Origin of the sequence: Pseudoalteromonas phenolica (genome assembly GCF_005886345.1) — a bacterium.
GTDB lineage: Bacteria > Pseudomonadota > Gammaproteobacteria > Enterobacterales > Alteromonadaceae > Pseudoalteromonas > Pseudoalteromonas phenolica_A.
This window is the reverse complement of record NZ_PNEC01000021.1, coordinates 129,200-151,380: the sequence shown is the minus strand read 5'-3', so window position 1 is coordinate 151,380 and position 22,181 is coordinate 129,200. Positions and strand designations below refer to the sequence as shown.

The 22,181-nt window shown below is 39.5% G+C and carries 19 protein-coding genes and 3 tRNA genes; 10 read left to right on the top strand and 12 right to left on the bottom strand.

The window, feature by feature from the left end; all coding sequences use genetic code 11:
* Positions 1-158: 158 nt before the first annotated feature.
* Complete coding sequence (ablB, locus tag CWB72_RS10345; protein ID WP_138631150.1) at positions 159-1,013, top strand: putative beta-lysine N-acetyltransferase; 855 nt, start codon at positions 159-161, stop codon at positions 1,011-1,013.
* Positions 1,014-1,060: 47 nt separating this feature from the next.
* Here the strand turns inward: ablB and CWB72_RS10340 are convergent, their stop codons facing one another.
* Positions 1,061-1,555, bottom strand: coding sequence for a MarR family winged helix-turn-helix transcriptional regulator (locus CWB72_RS10340; protein ID WP_130255412.1), 495 nt, complete (start codon positions 1,553-1,555; stop codon positions 1,061-1,063).
* A gap of 237 nt (positions 1,556-1,792) precedes the next feature.
* Between CWB72_RS10340 and CWB72_RS10335 the strand changes: the two genes are divergently transcribed.
* From CWB72_RS10335 to CWB72_RS10320, 4 genes are all read left to right on the top strand, one after another.
* Positions 1,793-2,680, top strand: coding sequence for a hypothetical protein (locus CWB72_RS10335; protein WP_138631148.1), 888 nt, complete (start codon positions 1,793-1,795; stop codon positions 2,678-2,680).
* The gene (locus CWB72_RS10330) at positions 2,677-4,536 is read left to right on the top strand and encodes a GGDEF domain-containing protein (protein WP_138631146.1); all 1,860 of its coding nucleotides are present in this window, start codon (positions 2,677-2,679) and stop codon (positions 4,534-4,536) included. Before CWB72_RS10335 ends, CWB72_RS10330 begins: the two co-directional genes overlap by 4 nt.
* Positions 4,537-4,578: 42 nt before the next feature.
* Entirely contained in the window at positions 4,579-6,999 is a 2,421-nt protein-coding gene (hrpB, locus tag CWB72_RS10325) for an ATP-dependent helicase HrpB (RefSeq protein ID WP_138631144.1), read from the top strand.
* Positions 7,000-7,221: 222 nt separating this feature from the next.
* Complete coding sequence (locus CWB72_RS10320) at positions 7,222-8,874, top strand: hypothetical protein (protein ID WP_138631142.1); 1,653 nt, start codon at positions 7,222-7,224, stop codon at positions 8,872-8,874.
* A gap of 26 nt (positions 8,875-8,900) precedes the next feature.
* On the opposite strand, the gene CWB72_RS10315 is transcribed toward CWB72_RS10320, so the two are convergent.
* Positions 8,901-9,881: an ion channel gene (locus CWB72_RS10315; protein WP_138631140.1), complete on the bottom strand. Its 981-nt coding sequence runs from the start codon at positions 9,879-9,881 to the stop codon at positions 8,901-8,903.
* 83 nt (positions 9,882-9,964) lie between these two features.
* Between CWB72_RS10315 and CWB72_RS10310 the strand changes: the two genes are divergently transcribed.
* Entirely contained in the window at positions 9,965-10,636 is a 672-nt protein-coding gene (locus tag CWB72_RS10310; RefSeq protein ID WP_138631138.1) for a M48 family metallopeptidase, read from the top strand.
* A gap of 19 nt (positions 10,637-10,655) precedes the next feature.
* Here CWB72_RS10310 and CWB72_RS10305 read toward each other — a convergent pair.
* The 3 genes from CWB72_RS10305 to CWB72_RS10295 all read right to left on the bottom strand — a co-directional run bounded on the left by CWB72_RS10305 (position 10,656) and on the right by CWB72_RS10295 (position 10,956).
* Positions 10,656-10,740 (bottom strand) — tRNA-Tyr (locus CWB72_RS10305).
* Between the two features lie 27 nt (positions 10,741-10,767).
* Positions 10,768-10,852, bottom strand: a tRNA-Tyr gene (locus CWB72_RS10300).
* A gap of 19 nt (positions 10,853-10,871) precedes the next feature.
* Positions 10,872-10,956 (bottom strand) — tRNA-Tyr (locus tag CWB72_RS10295).
* Between the two features lie 112 nt (positions 10,957-11,068).
* On the opposite strand from CWB72_RS10295, the gene CWB72_RS10290 reads away from it, so the two are divergent.
* A complete protein-coding gene (locus tag CWB72_RS10290; protein WP_138631136.1) occupies positions 11,069-11,590 on the top strand; it encodes a VC2046/SO_2500 family protein in 522 nt (173 codons plus the stop codon).
* A 38-nt stretch (positions 11,591-11,628) separates the two neighbouring features.
* Here the strand turns inward: CWB72_RS10290 and CWB72_RS10285 are convergent, their stop codons facing one another.
* The 3 genes from CWB72_RS10285 to CWB72_RS10275 all read right to left on the bottom strand — a co-directional run bounded on the left by CWB72_RS10285 (position 11,629) and on the right by CWB72_RS10275 (position 13,224).
* Positions 11,629-12,042, bottom strand: coding sequence for a YchJ family protein (locus tag CWB72_RS10285; protein ID WP_240700967.1), 414 nt, complete (start codon positions 12,040-12,042; stop codon positions 11,629-11,631).
* Between the two features lie 59 nt (positions 12,043-12,101).
* Positions 12,102-12,533 carry a SulA-like leucine-rich domain-containing protein gene (locus CWB72_RS10280; RefSeq protein WP_138631134.1) on the bottom strand — a complete coding sequence of 144 codons (432 nt, stop codon included), beginning with the start codon at positions 12,531-12,533 and terminating at the stop codon, positions 12,102-12,104.
* A gap of 241 nt (positions 12,534-12,774) precedes the next feature.
* The gene (locus tag CWB72_RS10275) at positions 12,775-13,224 is read right to left on the bottom strand and encodes a tetratricopeptide repeat protein (protein WP_130255912.1); all 450 of its coding nucleotides are present in this window, start codon (positions 13,222-13,224) and stop codon (positions 12,775-12,777) included.
* Positions 13,225-13,695: 471 nt separating this feature from the next.
* Between CWB72_RS10275 and CWB72_RS10270 the strand changes: the two genes are divergently transcribed.
* Positions 13,696-14,985: an NCS2 family permease gene (locus CWB72_RS10270; RefSeq protein WP_138631133.1), complete on the top strand. Its 1,290-nt coding sequence runs from the start codon at positions 13,696-13,698 to the stop codon at positions 14,983-14,985.
* Between the two features lie 26 nt (positions 14,986-15,011).
* Here the strand turns inward: CWB72_RS10270 and CWB72_RS10265 are convergent, their stop codons facing one another.
* Complete coding sequence (locus CWB72_RS10265) at positions 15,012-15,773, bottom strand: hypothetical protein (protein WP_138565917.1); 762 nt, start codon at positions 15,771-15,773, stop codon at positions 15,012-15,014.
* Between the two features lie 276 nt (positions 15,774-16,049).
* On the opposite strand from CWB72_RS10265, the gene cysB reads away from it, so the two are divergent.
* On the top strand, positions 16,050-17,027 hold the full coding sequence (cysB, locus tag CWB72_RS10260) for an HTH-type transcriptional regulator CysB (protein ID WP_130255915.1): 978 nt from the start codon (positions 16,050-16,052) through the stop codon (positions 17,025-17,027).
* A 64-nt stretch (positions 17,028-17,091) separates the two neighbouring features.
* On the opposite strand, the gene CWB72_RS10255 is transcribed toward cysB, so the two are convergent.
* The 3 genes from CWB72_RS10255 to pabB form a co-directional block, all read right to left on the bottom strand.
* Positions 17,092-18,468, bottom strand: a complete 1,377-nt coding sequence (locus CWB72_RS10255; protein WP_138631131.1) for an L-serine ammonia-lyase — start codon at positions 18,466-18,468, stop codon at positions 17,092-17,094.
* 89 nt (positions 18,469-18,557) lie between these two features.
* Positions 18,558-19,118, bottom strand: a complete 561-nt coding sequence (locus CWB72_RS10250) for a CoA pyrophosphatase (protein WP_138631129.1) — start codon at positions 19,116-19,118, stop codon at positions 18,558-18,560.
* A 21-nt stretch (positions 19,119-19,139) separates the two neighbouring features.
* Entirely contained in the window at positions 19,140-20,492 is a 1,353-nt protein-coding gene (pabB, locus tag CWB72_RS10245; protein WP_138631127.1) for an aminodeoxychorismate synthase component I, read from the bottom strand.
* 145 nt (positions 20,493-20,637) lie between these two features.
* Between pabB and CWB72_RS10240 the strand changes: the two genes are divergently transcribed.
* Positions 20,638-22,164: a fumarate hydratase gene (locus CWB72_RS10240; protein WP_138631125.1), complete on the top strand. Its 1,527-nt coding sequence runs from the start codon at positions 20,638-20,640 to the stop codon at positions 22,162-22,164.
* Positions 22,165-22,181: the final 17 nt, after the last annotated feature.

Genomic DNA, 22,181 nt, shown 5'->3' with positions numbered 1-22,181 from the left:
TCACATCTGCCTTGGGTGGATTTATAAAACAATGAAAAAAAATAATCTTAATGATTTGCGTGATTTTTTGTGTATCTTAAAGTTTCAAGTCAAACTATTTTCGATAATGGTTTGTATTTAGCAAGTGTTTTCTCGCATTAACTTATTTTGGAGAGATAATGTCAGCTGTATCAAACAGTTATTACGACTGCGATGAAATTGTTGAATTTAATCAAATCCGCCACGGTCAGTTAAATAGCCGAATTTATGTTACTGACGCGACTATAAAGGCACCTAATACGTTTCATGATGTGTTGCTTCAAGTTGCCCTTTCACAAGGGTACGGCAAAATTATTGCGAAAATAAAAGGCTCGCAGTTACTTTCTTTTTTAAAAAAAGGCTACAAAATTGAAGCAACAGTACCTGGTTACTTTGGTAATGAGGATGCGGTATTTATTTCTTATTTTCTCGATAAAAATCGAGAGTGCAGCAAGTTAGCTACACAATATGATGCGGTTGTTGCTGATGCGATTAAAGCAAGAGTTTGGCATGCTGGACAATTTAATGAACCCGTTCAATTTAGAAAGTGCAATCAAACAGACCTTCGAGCACTTAGTAAGCTTTATGCGCAAGTATATTCTAACTACTCGTCACCCATTAGTAATGAAAACTTTATCAAGCTAAGTATTGAACAAGGCATACAATACTATTGTGCGGATTATATGGGGATCCTAGTAGGGTGTTTGCGAGTCGAATTAGATAAAGACACTAATAACGCGCGTGTATACGATTTAGGTGTAATGTCACAGTTTCAAAATCAAGGTATTGCATCAGCCCTGTTGAATAGAGTTAAGTATGCTTTGCAGCAACAAAATATAAGATATGTTTATACTTTATGCCTAGCAACGTCTTTACCTATTAACAAGGTGTTTGCACAGCAACAATATGAATATGGCGGTCGGTTAATGAATAATAACCGGATCGAAGATGAATTTAAGTCAATGAACTTATGGTTCTGTAAATTAGATAGTTAATCAATAAAATTGGGCAGCAACCTAGTAGCTGCCCAGTTTTGCGAAGGCTATTCAGTCCCTTGCTTTTGACTGCTCAAATGCATTGGATCGATTTCAAGTACTGGCGCTGCATCAATCTCAGTCGCATCCATCATACAAGCAATGCGCTGCATAGAAGAAAGGAGCAAAGATTGTTCCCACTCTTCTAATTGACAAAATTTCTGTATGAAATGCTCTTGTAACGGTTGCGGCGCATCAATTAAAGCGGCTTTGCCATCATCTGTTAAGAATAGGCTTACACGGCGTTTATCTTCGGAGCTTCGAACCCGTTGAATTAAGTTTCTATTCTCAAGTCTATCTAATATATTGGTAACCGTTGCTGCACTGAGATTGATCTGCTTAGCCACCAAGCTTGCAGTGACCCCTTTTACTCTAGCAATTTCTTGCATGATTAATAATTGTGGTCCTGTAAGGCCAGAAGATTTGTTCAATTGCTTGGAATGTAAATCAATTGCACGTATGACTTTTCTAATTGAGACGAGTAGCTCTTCGTATTTTTCCATGATCACGCCACCTTATTAAATTTTGAAAGAATAATACCACTAAGATATTCATTGAAACACGAAATATTTGATAAGCGCTTTGTAAGTTTGTTCCTATAAATACATAACTTGTAAATTTTTTGTTCTTTTATAAAAAATAAATTAATCCTTTTGCATTAAATTTATTGATCTTAATGCTGTCGCTCATATAATGTTCACAAAAAGTGCATAGTCTGCACGAGTGTGATGGTGTTATCTATGCGGTATATCTTCTTAGTCCTGTCCTTGCTTTTCTCTTCTTTAGGGTTTGCTAAACCTCCTATGGTGATAGACATCATTCAAAGTGAAAACTTCACACATAGATATCAAAATTTCTTAAATGGTCGTTCAGTCCAAGAAGTTAATGACTTTCATGCAACGACTAAAGGCTCTCACATAGAAATTGTTGAAATGATCCTTTTACAGCAAGCCCTAATTCTAGGTGGAATAGATAAACCGATTGTTTTTAACCCGAAACCCTCAGTAAACATTTTAGAATATTCAGATTTGATTTCTGGCGACAGCCTTATTTTGGCACGCTCAGTTTGGCATGAAGATATTCTCGATTATCGGGGCTCACTCTATGTCAGTGAACCCCTTGTTAAGTTTGGTGAATATGAAGCTGGTTTATATGTGGCAAAGCGTAACCTTCACCTTCATAACATTCAAAAAAACCAACTGGATAACTTAACAGTAGTTGCTAATCCAAGGTGGAAAGTAGATTGGCGAGCTTTACATAATACGGAATTGAACATAGTCAGCTTTATAGGTCCTTGGGAAACCATGTTAGAGATGGTTGAAACCAACGTTGTCGATACCATGTTGATTAATTTTAGTGTAAGCGAAACCCTTGAATTAAACTTCGAAAATAGGCTTTATGTTCCAATTAATAATTTGAAGGTTTTTTTACCTGATTCAAGACATTTTGTAGTCAGTAAGCGTCACCCAGAAGGAAAAGCGGTATTTGAGGCATTAAATAAAGGTTTAGCGATTTTGCGAGAAAATGGCACGATAGAAAAAGCGTTAAAGCAGTCAGGTTTCATAAATGAGAAGGTCACGGATTGGCAAACAATAAATATACAGATGTTAAATCCGGGGCAAAAATGAGTAAATGTTTTCAAACGTTTTTTGCATTACTGTTTTTCTTTTATGGCTTCGAAGCTTTAAGTAAAAGCACCTCGACGACAAAATTGCAGACTAAGCGTTTTGCTGAGCTGCCAGCAAAGCTAGAAATTTATAAAAAAGCAGTTTTAGCCACCTATGATTTAAAGCTACTTCCAAATTTAAAATCTTTAGAGCAAGAGGCTCAAGCCATAGATAATAAAAGTGTGCAAGCCGAGGCACTTTTGCTGGTAGCGCTTCTAAAACATCGTTATGGAGATTACCGAGAAAGCTTAACGTTAAATCAAGCCGCTTTGGATATTGCTATGGAATTGCAAGATCCAGGCTTACTAATAAAAGTATATTTATCAATTGTTGGTTTAGAAGTGTCACTGGAGCGTTTTAAACAAGCCAATGAAAAAATGCAAAAAATTGATTTGTTGATGGCGCAATTACCAGCGGTGAGCCGTTTGAAAGCAAAAATAAATTTATGGAAATCACGTATTTATTTTCATCAAGGCAGCTATTTACAAGCGCTTTATGTGCTTGATAGTGCAATAAATAAGTCGAATGCCAATAAGGATGTTTTTGTTGAGCTATTAATTGAAAAAGCAAAAGTTAAACTGAGGCTCGGTGAGCATATTGAGGCACAAGACTTACTAGATCAGATTGCTCATTACAATATTGGCAATCAATACCAATACACCCAATTGATAATTAAAGTTCTACAAGCAAAGGTTTATTTACAGGCTGGTCTGTTTGTAAAAGCAATTTTAACTGCGCAAGATGCGTTAAAGAGTACTTTTCATACCCGTTTCTTAGAGCAGCAAGCCGAATTACAACATACTTTGGCGTCGAGTTTTGCTCAAATTCAAGATTATCAATGGGCTCATTTATATTTGAAGCGTTTTGCATTTACACAAAAGGCATTAGACCTTCAGAAGAGAAACAACAAACTCCTTCAATTAGAGGCCAAATTTGATTTTGAGCAGCAGAAGCAGCAGCTGACTTTGCTAGAAAAAGAAAATGCGATAAAGCAGCAGCAGATTATGCAACAAAAACAGGCAATCGAAAATACTGCGCTTACCCAGCAACGTATTATTCTCATTGTTGTACTGCTTTTTACCTTTTTGTTTTTTATGTACTGGCGTTGGCAAAGTAAACGCACATTAAACATTTTAGAGCAGCAAGTTGCTGAGCGAACTCAGGAACTGGCGCTAAGAAATAAACAACTACAAACATTAAGCTACACCGATAGTTTAACGAACTCTTTCAATCGCCACTTTTTATTTACGCATATTGACGAGTATTTACCTCAGGGGAATTTCTCAGAGTCAACTATTATGTGTTTGATAGATATCGACCACTTTAAGCAAATCAATGACAGTTATGGGCACAGCGCGGGTGATGTGGTGCTGAAGTCGTTTGTTAAAGTGCTAAAGAGTACGATTAGGCAAAATGACGTTGTAATCCGCTGGGGTGGAGAAGAGTTCTTGCTGATTATGCCGAACATTTCTCGAAAGGCAGCTGCGGAAATTCTTGAACGGATCAGACTAAATATTGAAGAGTATGATTTTACTGCGAACAACGAGCGTATTTCTGTGACAGCTTCATTTGGTTTTACACCTATTCCGCTAGTTCCCGACAAATCAATTTTAGATTGGGAGCAAACAATTGAACTGGCAGACTTCTGCTTATATCTAGCGAAAAATGGAGGGCGGAATGCTTGGGTTGGTGCGACAGGGCTGGTCGATCATGAGCCTTTTGATGCAAAATCAATTTTACGAGATACACGAGCCCTAATTACGCAACGTAAGTTAAAAGCAATCTCAAATCGTGAAGATATTATAAAGTCGCTTTAACATGATAAACTTGGCAAAAAGTTTGTCACAAAGAGCGTACTAGTGCAGCCAATAGAGTCGGTTTATTCACAACTTAACGAATCTCTCATATCTCACCCCACGGTATTATTAAAAGCGCCACCTGGTGCGGGTAAGTCAACTTGGCTGCCAATGCAATTAATGCAATCAGGACAATATAAAAAAATTGTCATGTTAGAGCCAAGAAGACTAGCAGCACGCAATATTGCAACATTTTTAGCCTCTCAATTGGGGGAGGCTGTCGGTGAACAGGTCGGTCTCAGAATTAAACAAGAAGCGAAAATCAGTGCACAGACTCGTTTAGAGATTGTCACCGAAGGGGTCTTAACACGCATGCTGCAGCAAGACCCGGAATTAGACGGTATTGATCTACTTATCTTTGATGAATTTCATGAGCGCTCTTTACAAGCGGATACAGCACTTGCTTTATCACTCGAAAGTCAATCTGGTTTGAGAGATGATCTAAAAATCTTAGTTATGTCTGCAACCTTAGATTCAGCGCGTTATCAAACCTTTTTAAATTGCCCTTTAATTAGCTCTGAAGGGAGAAGTTATCCAATAGAAGAAATTTATTCACCACTTCGAAAAGAAAGTGATTGGTTAGCAGCAATGCCGAGCCTTGTTAAACGTGCAATTGATGAACAGTCAGGTAGCATTTTGGTGTTCTTACCTGGGCAGAAAGAAATTAACTTTGTGGCTCAGAATTTGGATAATCTAGATAGCAATATTGATATTGTTTCATTATTTGGAGAGCAAAACAAAGCCCAGCAGCAAAATGCGATAGCGCCGGCACCAAGTGGACGAAGGAAAGTCGTTTTAACAACCAATGTAGCAGAAACCTCTTTGACTATTGAAGGGATCCGTGTCGTTGTTGATTGTGGTAAAAAACGTGCTGCGGTTTATAACTTAAACACAGGTGTTAGTGAATTAGAAACTCATTCAATCTCAAAAGCTTCAGCAGTTCAACGTGCTGGTCGCGCAGGGCGTATCGAACCTGGGGTCGTTTACCGCCTCGGAGAAAAGGCTCACTTTGAGCGACGAGTGACACATGATTTACCGCAAATTAAGACATCAGACATCAGCAGCTTATTACTAGAAGCCAAGGTTTGGGGTTGTGAAGTAAATGACTTACCTTTGTTGGATCAACCGTCTGATGCGCAAATTAATAAAGCGATAAAACTTTTACAGATGTTAGAAGCGCTAGATGAACATGGCAAATTAACAAAACTGGGTACGCAAATTCATAGCTTTGGGACTGAGCCTAGACATGCACACATGCTAATAAAAGCGCGAGAATTAGAGGCACAAATAAACGGCTTAACTTCGTTGGCTTGTGCCTTAATCAGCATGTGGGAGCAAGGTAAGGCATTAGATAGCGATATTGCGATTTCGTTAGCGAAACAATTGGCTAAACCAAGCTCTAATTTCAAACAAAGCTACCAACATTGGTGTCGCCGCTTAAAAACTGACAAATTAACAGACCTACCGACTTCTTACATTGGGCTTTTGGTTGCATTAGCCTATCCAGACAGACTAGCTAAACGAAGAGGCCAAGGCTTCTTAATGGCAAATGGTGCAGGGGTAAAGGTGTATGAGCAACAATGGCCAAGTGCAGAGTTTCTAGCCATAGTTTCTTTAGGGGGTAAACAAGGCGCGCAGGTGTTTGAAGCAGTTCCTTTTGCTTTAGAAGAAATCGAAAATTATTTACCTTTTTTAATCACAGACAAAACAATATGTGAGTTCGATAACAAGCTAAGTAAATTTTTGCACGAAGACAGAAAAATGCTCGGGCAAATCGTGTTAAGTTCTGCACCCAGTAAGAACGAACTCAATACTGAAGTGCGTACACAGGCTTGGCTGACATTGTTAAGAACTCAAGGTTTTAGTATTTTCAATGATTATGTTGAGTGTGAGCAGTTACTTACTCGGTTTTCTCTTGCATGTCAGCATTATCCCGATTCATTCAAACTGCTTTCAGAGCAAGCATTGCTCAGAGACCTAACTTGGCTTACCCCCTATTTGGATCAGGCAAAGCAAATTGAAGGGTTAAAAAAACTACCTTTCAAAGATGCCTTATTAAGTTGTCTAGAATGGTCTCAACAGCAGTTATTAGAGCAATATTTACCGTTGCGAATAAAAGTCCCTTCAGGCTCCAATATAAAACTCACATATCAAGCCGATGGACCAGCTAAATTGAGTGTAAGGATGCAAGAAGTTTTCGGTATGCTAGAAACCCCAAAACTGTGTGAAGGTCGACTACCACTATTAATGGAATTGTTGTCACCCGCACAGCGTCCGTTGCAACTAACTCAAGATTTAGCGCATTTTTGGTCTAATAGTTATAAAGAAGTTCAAAAGGAAATGAAAGGTCGTTACCCGAAACATTTCTGGCCCGATGACCCTGCAAGTAGCCCAGCAACGAATAAAGTAAAAAGCCGCATGTAGCGGTTTTTTACTATTTTCTTTGTAAGAAACTGTAATTGTTTGTGTGAGGTTTTGAAGGCGTGCGGGGCGTATAACTTAAATTACCATAGCTAAGACACAGATTGCTCAAGATAAACTTTACTAACGTGTGAATAGTAAATTTTACAATTTATAATTCACAATTTTGCATTTTCACCAAGCTTTGCTAATTGTTGATATATATTCAACATAGGAGTTTGCGATATGAAAGTGTACTTACCGATAGTTAGTTTTACGTTATTGAGTTTGGTTGGATGCGGCTCTGGGAGTTCTTCTGAAACACAGAGCCCAGAACAAACATCGACTCCAACTCAAACTTCTTCTGAAACTCAAACTACTTCAGATACTCAATCCGATACACAAACAAATCAAACTGATGAAAGTGTTTCTAAAGGGCTACGTTTTCCGAAAAGTTTAATGGTCTCTTCACCCTTTGCGACTAAGGTCAATCAGGCTCAGTCTACTAAAGGAATGGGTTATGCTCCAAGCACTGCATTTTATGGCCCCAGTGTTCCAAGCTATTTCGAAGCGACAGAGCAGATAGGCCAGATTTTAGAGGGTGAATTAGCTATTTCAGATGCATTTGATGTTACAGAGTTCTATCGAGTCAGTATTAATGCTGATTGTTTTGGTCCACAGTTGAAATACCAAGATCACCCCGAAGCCGCCAGCTCTGCAAGCGCTTCAGGCACACTGCCAAGCGGTGATCTAGGTTTATGGCTAGCTGAAGACAGCAGTGGGAATGCGTGCTCAGTTGCTCAGGTCAATGCATTACTCAGTGGTATTGAATCACAAACTCAAATGGCTTTAATGGTTATTGCAAGTTTTATCAGTGTTGCTGATAGTGAAGGGGAGTCCTTACCTGAAGACGGTGCAAGTATTGATTTAACCACTTATATGAATGCTCAAGGCATAACAGATGTTACGTTTGATTCAGCTACAATTTCATTGTCATCAGGTATTTGGGTTTATGCTTCAGAATTGGATTATCAAGTTTCTGGGGATGATTATCGCATCACTATTTCTATGACACATACGCCGTCAGATGAGGAAACAAACTATACAGGCTTGTTACAGTACAGTGTTGAAGGCAAAGAGGGTGTTGCAGGTATTTCGTGGCCGGGATTTAACTGCAGCCAAAATGAAAGAACCTTTGCTGCTTCTTTAAGTTATAACAGAGCCGATGATGAGATGAATTTACAACTTCGTAATGCAACCTTATGTGGCCATAGTGTGAATAATATTTATAACGCCAATGGCTTAGTGGATGTTGACAATACTTACAGCAGTTCAAACAGTGATGGTTGGAGTGAAAACTTTGCAATCTTAGGGGCTGACTTTGATTTAACGTCTTTGTCTGGCAGTTATAGTTATGTTTGGCAAGCCGGGGTCAATGATTCTCATAGCCGTATTTTTAACATCGGCTTCAATGATACAAGTTTAGATAATGGCGAAGCGCACTTTGGTTACGGTGAGCAAGTAACTGATACTGATGGTTGGATCCAAGGCTTTATTTGTAATTGGGCAGGACCTGGGGCGAGTCATACATTGATTTCAAAAACGCAACGCCAGTTTTTTGAGTATGACAGCGGTCTAGGTGTTTACATTGGTACAGAGCATCGAGCAAATATAGAGTACGCCCCAACAACAAGTTGTGATTATGACGGAACAGGCAGTTTTGTATTTGATATAGATTTAAGTGATGTATTAGGCGATAACACGCTAGAAGATAGCAGTTTAATTTTCACAAATGACCTTTGGGGGTCAAGTGATACGAGTTTAGCAGTCCCTGAAGCTTTAGCCGCAAGAGGTATAAACGTACCCAGTGTGCCTTATAATTGGCCTAAAGATGAATAGCAGTTTCATCAAAGAGGATGGCATGTTTAACGTGTCATTCTCTTTACAAAAATCACTACGAATAAAGCCAATGAGAAGCTACCAGTAAATGCTTCTATGGTTGCAATGAAACGTGAAAACCCGATAGGTGTAATATCGCCATATCCTAATGTAGTAAAAGTAACTACGCTAAAATAAATACTATTAAGTAATGCACTGATATTCTCGACAAAAGAATTAGAAAAGTTAATAGAGAGTATTTTATCTTGATAGCTGATCCCAAACATAAAATACAAAAAAGCACATACAACTATCATTGTTAGGCTAAACCGGATGACATTTGCGGGTTTTTCTCCATAACCACAAAGTAAGTCGACGGCTGCACTCATAAAGCGTTTTTGAGAATGCTTAGGATATTGATAATGGCGCATGCGTAATTCTTTATAAGTATAATTCCCCGCCATTTCGAACAAACCTTGTTGTTCTGCGCCTTTTCTGAGCGTGCGATAGGTTTCTTCTGACTGTAGGTAGAAATCGGCTGCATCATCTTTAAGTTTTTCTTTTTCTGCTAGTGCAGCTTCATTCTCTTGCTGCAATTTGCCGCTCAAATCTATGTTATCGATTCGCGTGTTGTTTAGTTTTATGCCTAATAAGTTGGTGTTAGAGAGCTTGCAGCAGTGTAGGTTTGCATCATGCAGATCTGCTTTCATTAATGAAGCATGCTCAATTTTGTTATTGAATAAATGAGCACCACGTAAATTGGCTCGATAGAAGTTGCTATAAGATAAATCATAGCCTTGGTGATCATTGTGCTTGACTAAATTAATGCCTTCTAAGTTAGCTCTTTTTAATTCAAGACCCTGAAGTAGACCGCCTCGCTTGGCATAGCGCTCGAGTTTTTGCGATAATTCAAGCCCACTTTTATCGAACTTTGCATCATGCCAAAAGCAAAGACCAGAACCCATATCGATTTCTTGGCATTTATGGCCATCGGGAGATTGATATTGGCATGTAGGTTTGTCAGCCATAAGCTCACCCCTTTTAGGTTCAATACACTAAAGGTAGCAGTAAATTTATGGTATTGAATGTGAAGTAAAAAAAAAATTTGTAAATGTTTGATTATCAATTAAAGCTAAGTAAGCGAAGAAAAACAGTCGCAATTAAGGTTACACCAGAGCATGTTATGGTTTTAGCACCTGAAAATGTGTGTCATGTTTCCATGCGACAATGGCTAGCGACAAAGCAGCCTTGGGTAAAGCAACAACAGCTCAAGTTATTGGATGCCCCGAGCCTTCAGAATCCAATGAGTAGCAGAACATTGTTAATTTTCGGCGTTCATTATCAAATAGTAGTAGACGCTGTAAGCACAAGCTCGATATGTCACCAAAAGAAAATGATCTTTTTACCTCAATCTTTAACTGAAAATGCAAAAAGGCTACGTGCAACGCTAATTCAACTTTTAGTAAACGAACTTGCTAAATATCTAGATGAGCACTTAACCCAATATGCTGAGGCCATGAAATGCTCAATATCGTCAATTAAAGTTAGAGAGTATAAAAGCCGTTGGGGAAGTTGCAGTAGTAAAAAAGCACTGACATTTAATTGTTTGTTACTCGGCGCACCAAAACACATGATTAATTACGTAATTGTTCATGAGTTAGCACATTGTCATGTATTGGCTCATAATGCACATTTTTGGGCGATTGTAGAAAAGCATTTTCAAGCACATAAACAAGCTAGGAGGTGGTTTAAGGTAAATGGCAAAAGCCTGATGATTGAATAAAATTTATGAAATAGAGAAGTGGTGGAGGGAGCTGGATTCGAACCAGCGAAGGCAGAGCCGTCAGATTTACAGTCTGATCCCTTTGGCCGCTCGGGAACCCCTCCATAGGGGATATCTAATTTTGTACAACTTGGTGGAGGGAGCTGGATTCGAACCAGCGAAGGCAGAGCCGTCAGATTTACAGTCTGATCCCTTTGGCCGCTCGGGAACCCCTCCAAGTTGTAATGTGTTGTTATGGTGGAGGGAGCTGGATTCGAACCAGCGAAGGCAGAGCCGTCAGATTTACAGTCTGATCCCTTTGGCCGCTCGGGAACCCCTCCTAAACAACGGCGCTGATAATAACAAAGTTTTTTATTAAGTAAAGAAAACAACTAAAGAAAATTTAAAAAATGCCGATAAAAATATAACTTTTAATATAATCGGTGAAACTCTATGCAATTAGAGCACATTTTAAACAAGGAGCATCAGCTTGGTGACACGCTAGCAAAAAGCGTGGCACAAGATCGTCGTGCTGACTTTGCGCTTTGTTTAGCAATGCTTTCACCAAACGCGCTAGATTTCAGTGAATTTCATTTACCAGAGTCAGAATTAATTGAACCAGACAGAAGTGAAGCAGCGTTAAAAAAAGAGTTAAATCTTGGTCCGCAACAACAAATGGCTCCCACAACTTTTGATATGACCATAGGGCAAAGTAATAGCCGACTTCTCCTTGAGCAAGGGCTTACAGAACTAAGATTAAGACATTGTCTTTCGCCAGAACCTTTACATATCAGAGACGATAAGAAACACATTGAGTTAGCTATTATTGATAATTGTGAACCTACTGTGCAGGCTAAAATTTTCGCTCAAAGAGCTGGCGCATTAGAGATAGATAAACCCAAAATAGATGCTGCGGGTTTTTATGATCAACTAGCAAGTGGAGAAATGCAAAAGGCGGTTCAGTTGTCCGCCTAATGTGAGATGATAGTAAGTGAACTTGAGTGCGGTCTAAATCAGCCAGCATGACACTTCTTAAATTTTTTGCCACTGTCACAGGGGCAAGGATCATTTCTAGATACTTTTAACTCAGGCACATCATATAGTTGGCCATCTAAGTAACGCCATGCCCCTTCTTCTTTAATGAATCTTGAAACCTCATGTATTTGGCAATGTTTTCCGTCTGCCAAATAATGTGCTTTAAACTCAACATAATCAAACTCAGGTTCAGTGTTTGTTGCGACGATCTCGAGTTTGATAAAATTGGCAAATGAAGCGAATGCAGCGATGTCTTCAAGGCTGTGATTACTTTGCTCAGATTTGGCATAAGTCTCAAGTATATACTGTGCATTATTAGTCGCATAAGCACTGTAACGAGAGCGCATAAGCTGCTCTGCTGTTTCAGGTAACTGTTGCTTTGTAATGAACACATTGCAGCATGATTCATAAGGTTGAGTTTTAGAACAGTAACACATAAGAAAATCTTTTATTAACTTGCTATGCGCTCTATTGTACACGCTTTGCTGCTGGTTTCAGTAAAACAGTATAGCGAGATATCTGTTTGGCTTAAGTGCATTTGTGAAAGCAGCTCTGAATTCGTAATACCAGTCCATGTAATTACCGCTGCAAAATTGCCATTATTTAACGCTGAATTTAGTACATATTCTAAATCAACGATGTGTTTTTTTCTGATCACTAATAATTTACTTGAGTCTATCGAACTGGCTTCAAGCATATCTTTATTTGGGATATGGTCAGGTGCAATTAAAAGTGTCCAACCTTGCTTGTGATTACATTTGTGAATGATCTTAAGTAATTCAAGACTGGCACAAATCTCATCAGGTGTTTCAACAAAGTTTACTGCATTTGCGGTATCTACTTTTTTTACTGAGTTTGGTAAAACTGCGTTTGTCTGTAACATAATCATCTCACTGGTTTTTTATACAGTATTTATATACAGTAGTTTATACAGTGTTTTATTGCAAGGATAAATGTTACTTTTTTAATCAGTCTTTATGTGGTTTGTTTATAAGTGTCTATAATACAATAACTTATAGGTTTTATTTAAGGGTGGATAGAGTCACATTGTTTTTACACAGTAGTTTCATACAGTGGTTTTTACAGTGAACACTGTATAAAACTACTGTATGAAGAAAATAGACTTAACTAGACTGGAATTGTAATTGATGTATTTGCTCGTACAGCGTGGCAGCGTAGCATTGTGCGTCTTTGATTCTTTTCGTTGTTAAATGCGGTTTAATTTGTTCGATGACTGCGGTAGCAGCCTCCACACCTTGGCTTTGAGCAAGTGATAACCAAGCCATGGCATGAAATGCACTCTGAGGCACACCTTGCCCTTTTATAAACATCAGTCCTAAATAAAACTGTGCTTTGTTATCTCCTGACATAGCTGCCATGCGAAGCCACTTTGTTGCCAGCGGATAAGATTTTTCTTGTAGGTAGTACAACCCCTTTTTAAAAGCAGTGACAGAATCATGCTCTTTTGGATAGCGCAACTCACCATTAGGAGGTGTTGTAACAAACTCAAGCACATTAAATAGCTGTTGCTCTAAGTCGTGATGCGCCGCACTATTATCTGGCGATTTATCCATACTCTACCTATTTTTGAAAAGCTTAATATTATTGTAGTCAAAACTTTGTGACCATGTTGGCCATAATTTTAGTTATGCTAAATTCTTGCCAAATGATTAGCTAATTATATATTTTTACGGTCATTATGCAGTTATTTTTTAAAGCTTTTTGTAATGAGATGCCTTCATTATTCATATTAAGGTGCTAAAGCTCCTCCTTATTACCTTTTATGTCACAGCATCTCTACTGCTGTATCGACTGGCTCACATCGAATAACCATGCTTTGCGAGCTCAGTCAGCTAGCCTCAGCCTTGTGTATATACCAAACAAACTGCGGTAAAAATTGAATCTAAAAGATTAATAGGCCTGACTAATAACCTTAGCTAAAAGAAACAGCAATTGCATTTTTAATCACTGTCATTAACCGCTAAAATAGCGCCGTTTTTACAAGAATTATAAATTTCTTTTAACTTTTACCAATGGAAACATCTATGCTCGAAAAGCTATTTTCTATCAAGCATCAAGGCTCTAGTGTGAAAACAGAGTTAATTGCTGGCCTCACGACTTTTCTAACTATGGTTTATATCGTTTTTGTCAACCCGGCCATGTTAGCGCAAACAGGTATGGATTTTGGCGCGGCCTTTGTTGCTACCTGTATTGCTGCAGCAATTGGTTGCTTTATTATGGGTTTTTGGGCGAATTACCCGCTAGCACTTGCTCCGGGCATGGGGTTGAATGCCTTCTTTACCTATGGTGTTGTTCTAGGTATGGGTTATAGCTGGCAGTCAGCATTAGGAGCCGTGTTTTTATCTGGTTGTATCTTTCTTGTTCTAAGTTTATTCAAAGTGCGAGAGTGGATTATTAATGCAATACCATTGGTTTTAAAGCAAGCCATAGCGACAGGTATTGGCGCATTTTTGGCCTTAATCGCTTTAAAAAATGCAGAAATAATTGTCGCAAGCCCAGCTACATTCGTTCAACTAGGCGATATCACAAGTGCAGGCCCGCTACTGGCTATTTTAAGTTTCTTCGTTATCGCAGCATTAATGTTTAGAGACGTTAAGAGTGGCGTTCTGATCAGTATTTTTATAGTAACGATTACTGCATGGGCATTAGGTTTGATTGAATATCAAGGTATTATTTCTGCACCGCCAAGTATTGCCCCGACTATTATGCAGCTTGATATAGCGGGTGCGCTTGAACTTTCAATGTTAAGTGTTGTATTTGCTTTTCTATTTGTAGACCTATTCGATACTTCAGGCACATTGGTGGCTGTCACCCAAAAAGCAGGCTTAGCTGATGAGCAGGGCAGAATGCCCCGTTTAGGCCGCGCGTTATCCGCTGATAGTACAGCTACAATCGCAGGCTCTATGTTAGGTACTTCAACAACAACTTCTTATATTGAATCTGTATCTGGTGTGTCGGTAGGGGGCAGAACGGGCTTAACAGCGGTTGTTGTCGGTGTATGCTTCTTATTAATGACTTTCTTTGCACCATTGGCAAAAATGATCCCGGCTTATGCCACTGCCGGCGCGATTCTTTATGTAGCAGTTTTAATGCTACAAAACTTAAAGTTAGTGAATTGGGATGATATGACAGATGCGATCCCGGTTAGTGTCGTTTTATTGATGACACCACTGACATTCTCAATTGCGCATGGTATTGCATTAGGTTTTATCGCGTATACGGCAGTAAAATTGGTATGTGGTAAGAAAGATGAAATAACGATTAGTGTTTGGGTGCTAACCGTACTGTTTTTAGTTAAGTTTGCACTAAGTTAAAATTGATTAATACCAAAGAAAAAGTGTTACCACTTTTTCTTTGGTGCAAATAAAACATCCAAATCGTCTTGCTCTTGTTCTTTTTTCTGTTTTACAGACGATTCATTCGACGCTTTTAATTCATTACTGATTTCGTTTAAGTATGCTTCTAACTGTTGCTTTTTATTGGTTACATACTCATCAGAATAGGTGACTGCACAAATAGTAGCATAGGCCTTTTCAAAATATTGGCGTGCCGATCCGACCATGTTTGCTGTTCTTGCTGCAACTCCGCGTTTAATTTGGCTTTCAACATTAATTTTAAGTTGTAGCTTTTCAAGCCTTCTATCTTCAGCAACAAATTTTTGAGTGTCTACTTTGCCTTTTGAGTGCTCTGAGCGAAGTACACTACGTAACTTTTTAATACCTTGAACAAGAGCAATAAGTTGTTTATCACTGTCTGGTAAACTTAGGTTATCTGAGTTATTAATATTTTCAGGCGTAGAGCTCATACGCTCTTTTGACTCGTGAAGACGGTTTTTCAACTCTCTAGAGGTTGGAGAAAGATCCACCATGACTGAGAGCGCGTCATGTACACGGCGTTGTAGCACTTGGACCATGACCTCAGACATAGGAATGTTACTACTGTTAACAATGACGTCTTCAGACTCTTCAATTATACGTTTTTGTTTAGCAAGCTCTTTTCGACGCTCAGCTTCTTGCTTCTCTTTATGCTGTTGAATTGCACTGACCCATACGGCAATGATGATCAAAGCAATGATAAGCATAATAATAATCGAAACAAACATAGCAACTTCTCAATCATAAAGTTTTGAAACCATTTTTTATCTTACATGAAATAATTCTTTACTGAATAGGTCAACACGATAATCTGATAAAAAATACATTTATTTCATAGCTTTTTATTATAGTTTAAGAAATAAATTCTGTTCAGTCATAAACAAATTTAGCAATTGCTACCTGAACGAGAGTAAATATGCTAGCCTTAGAAAACTAGGGCAAAATGCAGTAGGGCTCAATCGTGACGCCGTTGCTCATGAAAAAACTAAAACAATAAAAATATTATGAAATTACAACAATTAAAATATATTGTAGAAGTCCTCAATCACAATCTTAATGTTTCGGCGACAGCTGAAAGCCTGTATACATCTCAGCCTGGTATTTCTAAACAAGTTCGTATGCTTGAAGATGAACTAGGCGTTCAAATCTTTGGCAGAAGTGGTAAGCATCTTACGCATGTTACCCCAGCAGGTAATGAAATCATCAATATCGCCAGAGAAATCCTATCTAAAGTAGAAGGGATCAAAGCGGTTGCGAATGAGCATACTTTACCAGATCAGGGCAAGTTAAATATTGCGACGACTCATACTCAAGCTCGTTATGCATTGCCTGGTGTGATACAAGGTTTTATGCAGAAATATCCTGCGGTTTCTCTTCATATGCATCAAGGCACACCACAACAAATTTCGGATGCAGCAGCCCGTGGTGATGCAGACTTTGCTATCGCAACTGAAGCATTGCATCTTTATAGTGATTTAGTCATGTTGCCTTGCTATCACTGGAATAGAAGTATCGTGGTCACCAAAGATCACCCACTTGCACAGCTAGGTAAGAATATTTCTGTTCAAGATATCGCGAAGTATCCATTGATCACTTATGTATTTGGTTTTACTGGTCGTTCAGAACTTGATAAAGCGTTTAACGCTCATGGTCTAGAGCCTCATATCGTATTTACAGCCACTGATGCTGATGTTATCAAGACTTATGTTCGTTTAGGCTTAGGTGTTGGTGTGTTAGCAACTATGGCAATCGATACACAAACTGATGACGACTTGGTTTGTATTGATGCAAGTCATTTATTTGAAGCGAGTACAACTAAGATAGGCTTTAGAAAAGGCAGTTTCTTACGTGGTTATATGTATGACTTTATTGAACGCTTTGCGCCACATTTAACTAAAGAGCTGGTCGAAAAAGCAAGCTTACTGCGTAATCAAGACGATGTTGATGAGTTATTTAAAGACATTAAATTACCAGTTAAATAATTATTTTCACAAATGAAAAAAGGCAGCAATTGCAGCCTTTTTTGTGTCTAGCTATTATCAGTTATTAACACTCGATAATATTAACCGCAAGACCACCACGTGCAGTCTCTTTGTATTTGGTTTTCATATCGTTACCAGTATCAAGCATGGTCTTAATAACCTTATCTAACGATACTTTTTGATCGCCCGTGCCACGCATAGCAAGACGTGAAGCATTGATGGCTTTTACTGCACCCATAGCGTTACGTTCGATACAAGGGACTTGAACTAAACCACCAACCGGGTCGCATGTTAAACCTAAGTTATGTTCCATACCGATTTCTGCCGCGTTTTCAACGTGTACAACATTGCCGCCCATGATTTCAGTAAGCGCACCTGCTGCCATTGAGCAAGCTACACCGACTTCACCTTGACAACCAACCTCTGCACCTGAAATTGACGCGTTCTTTTTATAAAGAATACCAATCGCAGCAGCGGTTAATAAATAACGTGTGGCAATTTCGGCATCGACTTCTTTGATGAATGTATGGTAGTACATTAATACTGCAGGTAAGATCCCCGCCGCACCATTTGTCGGTGCAGTTACTACACGGCCGCCAGCTGCGTTTTCTTCGTTTACGGCTAGAGCGAATAAATCAACCCAGTCCATTGCACGTAGTGGGTCGTTGTTATTTTCAACGTTTAGTTTTAAGTATAAGCTTGGTGCACGACGTCTTACTTTTAAGCCGCCCGGTAAAATACCCTCTGTACGCATACCACGCTCAATACAGGCTTTCATAACACTCCAGATGTTAAAGAGTTCGTCTTTAATATCTTTTTCCGTGCGAAGTGTTTTTTCGTTTGCCATCATTAGAGATGACACACTTAAGCCTGTCTCTTTACACATATCCAATAACTCTTGAGCATTATTGAAAGGGTAAGGGGCTGGATTTTCTGCGCGAATATCGAGAGCAGCTTGTTTTTCTTGATCGAAGGCTTCTTCGGTCACAATAAAACCGCCGCCGATAGAGTAGTAAACCTGGCTATGAATTAGCTCTTCACCAGAGTACGCAAAAATTTCCATGGCATTGGAATGCTTAGGCAGCGTTTTACGACGGTGGAAAACGATCGCACCTTGCTTTGGAAAAGCTGCCTTATGGGTTTTATCTAAATAAATAACTTGTTCGTTTTCGATGGTGTCTAAAATTTCAGGCACTGCATCGGCATCGATGGTTTCAGGGTCGTAACCTGCTAAGCCTAAAATCACCGCCTTACCTGAGCCGTGACCAACACCAGTTTGACCAAGTGAGCCATATAGCTCTACTTTGACAGAAGTAACCTTGTCGATTAATTGTTTTTCTTGTAAATCTTTTACATAAAGACGTGAAGCGCGCATTGGGCCGACCGTATGTGACGATGACGGACCAATCCCGATACTGAACATATCAAATGCACTAATCATAAACTTCTACTCAACATTGCCTTTGAACGGACGCACATCATAACGTTAAAGTATTTTAATGTAACTATTTTGCGCTGGCTAAGTGGTGGTTAGTTGACCAGTTGCGCAAAGTTTTTAACTAATTTAGCCGTCGCGCCCCATAGTAGGCCATGCTCAGTAGGAAAAATATCGAATTTTCGGGCTTTTCCGCCTAATTGTACTTCTATTGAGCGCCAGTTTTTTTCGTCAAATAAACGCTCGAGTGAAATTGTAAATACGCGTTCCACCTCATCGCTGTTAGTGTGCCATGAGGCGTGAGATTGAAGTGTTGCGACAATAGGCGAGATGGTAAAGCCTGTTAAGGTGTTATGGGTAGGTAATTGGCCGATAGAATTGATATGGCTTGGGCAAATACCCAGCTCTTCATTGGTTTCACGTATTGCTGTGGCTTGCAAGGACGGGTCAAATTGCTCAAATTTTCCACCAGGAAAGCAAATTTGGCTAGGGTGATGTTTTAAGTAGGCTGCGCGTTTGCAAAATAATAAAGCGGCTTTGTTATCGACCTCAAGCAAGGGCAATAATACGGCACTTGCTCTGGTATTTTCAAAGTGGGCAGAGTCAATGAGAGGCGCACTGAGGTTAAATTTACATAAAATGTCAGATAACTTCATTTGCTCCTCCCGTTTTACTACTTAGCTATTACTCAGTATAGGTAATATTTTGTTTACCTTGTCTAAAGTTTCTTGGTATTCCAATGCGGCTTTTGAATCAGCAACAATGCCTCCGCCAGCCCAGCAATGAATCTTATCCTCACTGCATATCAAAGTTCGAATAGTAATTGACGTGTCCATCTTGCCACAGGCACTGATATAACCGATAGAGCCACAATATACATTGCGACGGTGAGGCTCGAGTTCTTCAATAATTTCCATGGCACGAATTTTTGGGGCACCAGTGATTGAACCACCCGGGAAAGCCGCTTCTAATTGATCAATTGCCGTTTTGCCCTCAGCTAGCTCGCTTTGAACTGTGCTGACTAAGTGGTGAACAGCAGGGAAGCTTTCAATATCGAATAGTTTAGGTACAGTCACAGTACCCGGTTTGGCGACTTTACCTAAATCATTACGAAGAAGGTCAACGATCATCACATTTTCGGCGCGATCTTTAGGACTATTCTTTAGTATTTCGGCTTGCTCTTTATCGGCTGTTGCTTCTTTTAGTCTAGGCAGTGTGCCTTTAATTGGTTTAGTCTCAACTTTGCCATCTTCAACAAGAATAAAGCGTTCTGGCGACACCGATAAAATAGACCCTTGAGGGTGATTTATAAAAGCAGCAAATGGTGCTTTGTTGTGTGCTCTAAGAGTTTTATAGGCTGACCAAGGGGCGCCATTATATTCAGCACTGAAGCGCTGAGCTAAGTTAATTTGATAACAGTCGCCACTTTTTAAATAAGCTTGAATTTTATCAAACTGTTTTTCATAAGCACTTTTATCAAGATTCGATTGCCACTCAGAGGTGAGCTTAAAAGGAACTGCTTTTGCAGCTTGTTTGTTAATTGCCGCTAAATATGTGTCAAGGCGATCAAAGTTTGGCTGAGAAACATAAAACCACTCGGATGTCTGATTATCAAAAATCAGTGCATCTAAATATAGACCTGCACTCATATCAGGCATATTAATGTCTTCGATTGCCAACTCGGGCATGGACTCAATATAACGACCCAAGTCGTAACCAAAGTAACCCAACCATCCACCGGTAAAAGGTAAATTTTCAGCGGCTTGTGTATTCGATAAATCACTTAATAGTGATTGCATAATGGCAAAACAACTTTGCGCTTGTTGTTTACCATCCAAAAATACGTGCTTATTTTTCGCTTCGACGAGGTGTTTTGGCTCAAAACTGATGATGTCGTAACGGCTATTTTCGTGTTGCGCGTTACTTGAATCTAATAAAACTGCGTGAGGCAAATGGGCGAATTGCTCAAAAACTAACTCAGTAGATAGCTTAATGTCTAATTTTTTACAATTGATTTGCTCATTTATCATTTACTTGAACCTGAAAACTAGCCCGAAACGGGCGAGGAGGGTATCATATTTGCCAGTTTTACAATAGTGATGTGTATATCACTTAAAACCGTCAACATGTTAAAGGCGTAAGCTATATTTGACTTACGATTATTAAGGAACCGTCATGAGTATGATCCGTCAACAAGACTTCATCGACAGCATTGAAGATGCATTGCAGTATATCTCTTATTACCACCCACTCGATTTCGTTCAAGCGCTAGAAAAGGCTTACCATAAAGAAGAAAGCAAAGCGGCTAAAGATGCGATTGCTCAGATCTTAATTAACTCTCGTATGTCTGCTGAAGGCAAGCGTCCACTGTGTCAAGACACAGGTATCGTTACGTGTTTCGTTAAAGTAGGTATGGATGTTAAGTGGGATAAAACAGACTTAACTGTACAACAAATGGTTGATGAGGGTACACGTCGCGCTTATAACAGCACTGACAATCCACTTCGTGCATCAATTGTTGCTGATCCTGCTGGCGCACGTAAAAACACCAAAGATAATACACCATCAGTAGTACACATTGACATGGTACCAGGTGCTGAAGTTGAAGTAATGATCGCAGCGAAAGGCGGCGGTTCAGAAAACAAAACTAAAATGGTTATGCTTAACCCATCTGACGACGTTGCTGCTTGGGTTGAGAAAACACTTCCTACTATGGGCGCAGGCTGGTGTCCACCGGGCATGCTAGGAATAGGTATCGGTGGTACAGCTGAAAAAGCAGCGGTACTAGCGAAAGAGTCACTGATGGATCCGGTTGATATTCACGAGCTAATTGAGCGCGGAGCAGAGACAGCTGAAGAAAAGCTACGTTTAGATATCTTTGAGCGTGCTAACAAGTTAGGTATTGGTGCACAAGGCCTTGGTGGTTTAACAACGGTTGTTGATATCAAAATCAAAACAGCACCAACACACGCTGCATCTAAGCCAGTTGTAATGATCCCGAACTGTGCAGCAACACGTCACGTTCATTTCACGCTAGACGGTTCAGGCCCAGCAGATCTTAAAGCACCTAAAGTTGAAGATTGGCCAGAGCTGACGTTTGAAGTGGGTGAAGACACACGTCGCGTAAACTTAGACACACTAACGAAAGAAGACACACTAGATTGGAAGATGGGTGAAACTGTGCTTCTTTCAGGTAAAATCTTAACAGGTCGTGATGCAGCGCATAAGCGTCTTCAAGACATGATCTTGTCAGGTGAAGGCTTACCTGAAGGTGTAGATTTCGAGAACAAGTTTATCTACTACGTAGGTCCTGTTGATGCAGTAGGCGACGAAGCTGTAGGCCCTGCAGGTCCAACTACAGCAACGCGTATGGATAAGTTCACCGATCTAATGCTAGAAAACACTGGTATCGTGGGCATGATCGGTAAAGCTGAGCGTGGTCCAGCGACAGTTGAATCTATCAAGCAAAACAAATCAATCTACTTAATGGCAGTAGGTGGTGCAGCTTACCTAGTATCTAAAGCAATCAAGAAAGCGCGCGTAGTAGCGTTCGAAGATTTAGGTATGGAAGCAATCTACGAGTTTGAAGTAGAAGATATGCCAGTAACAGTTGCAGTAGACAGCGATGGTAACAACGCGCACACTGCAGGCCCTGCGATTTGGAAAGCGAAAATCGAAGAGCTAGACAGCAAATTAAAATAAGCAATTAGCTTGTTTTA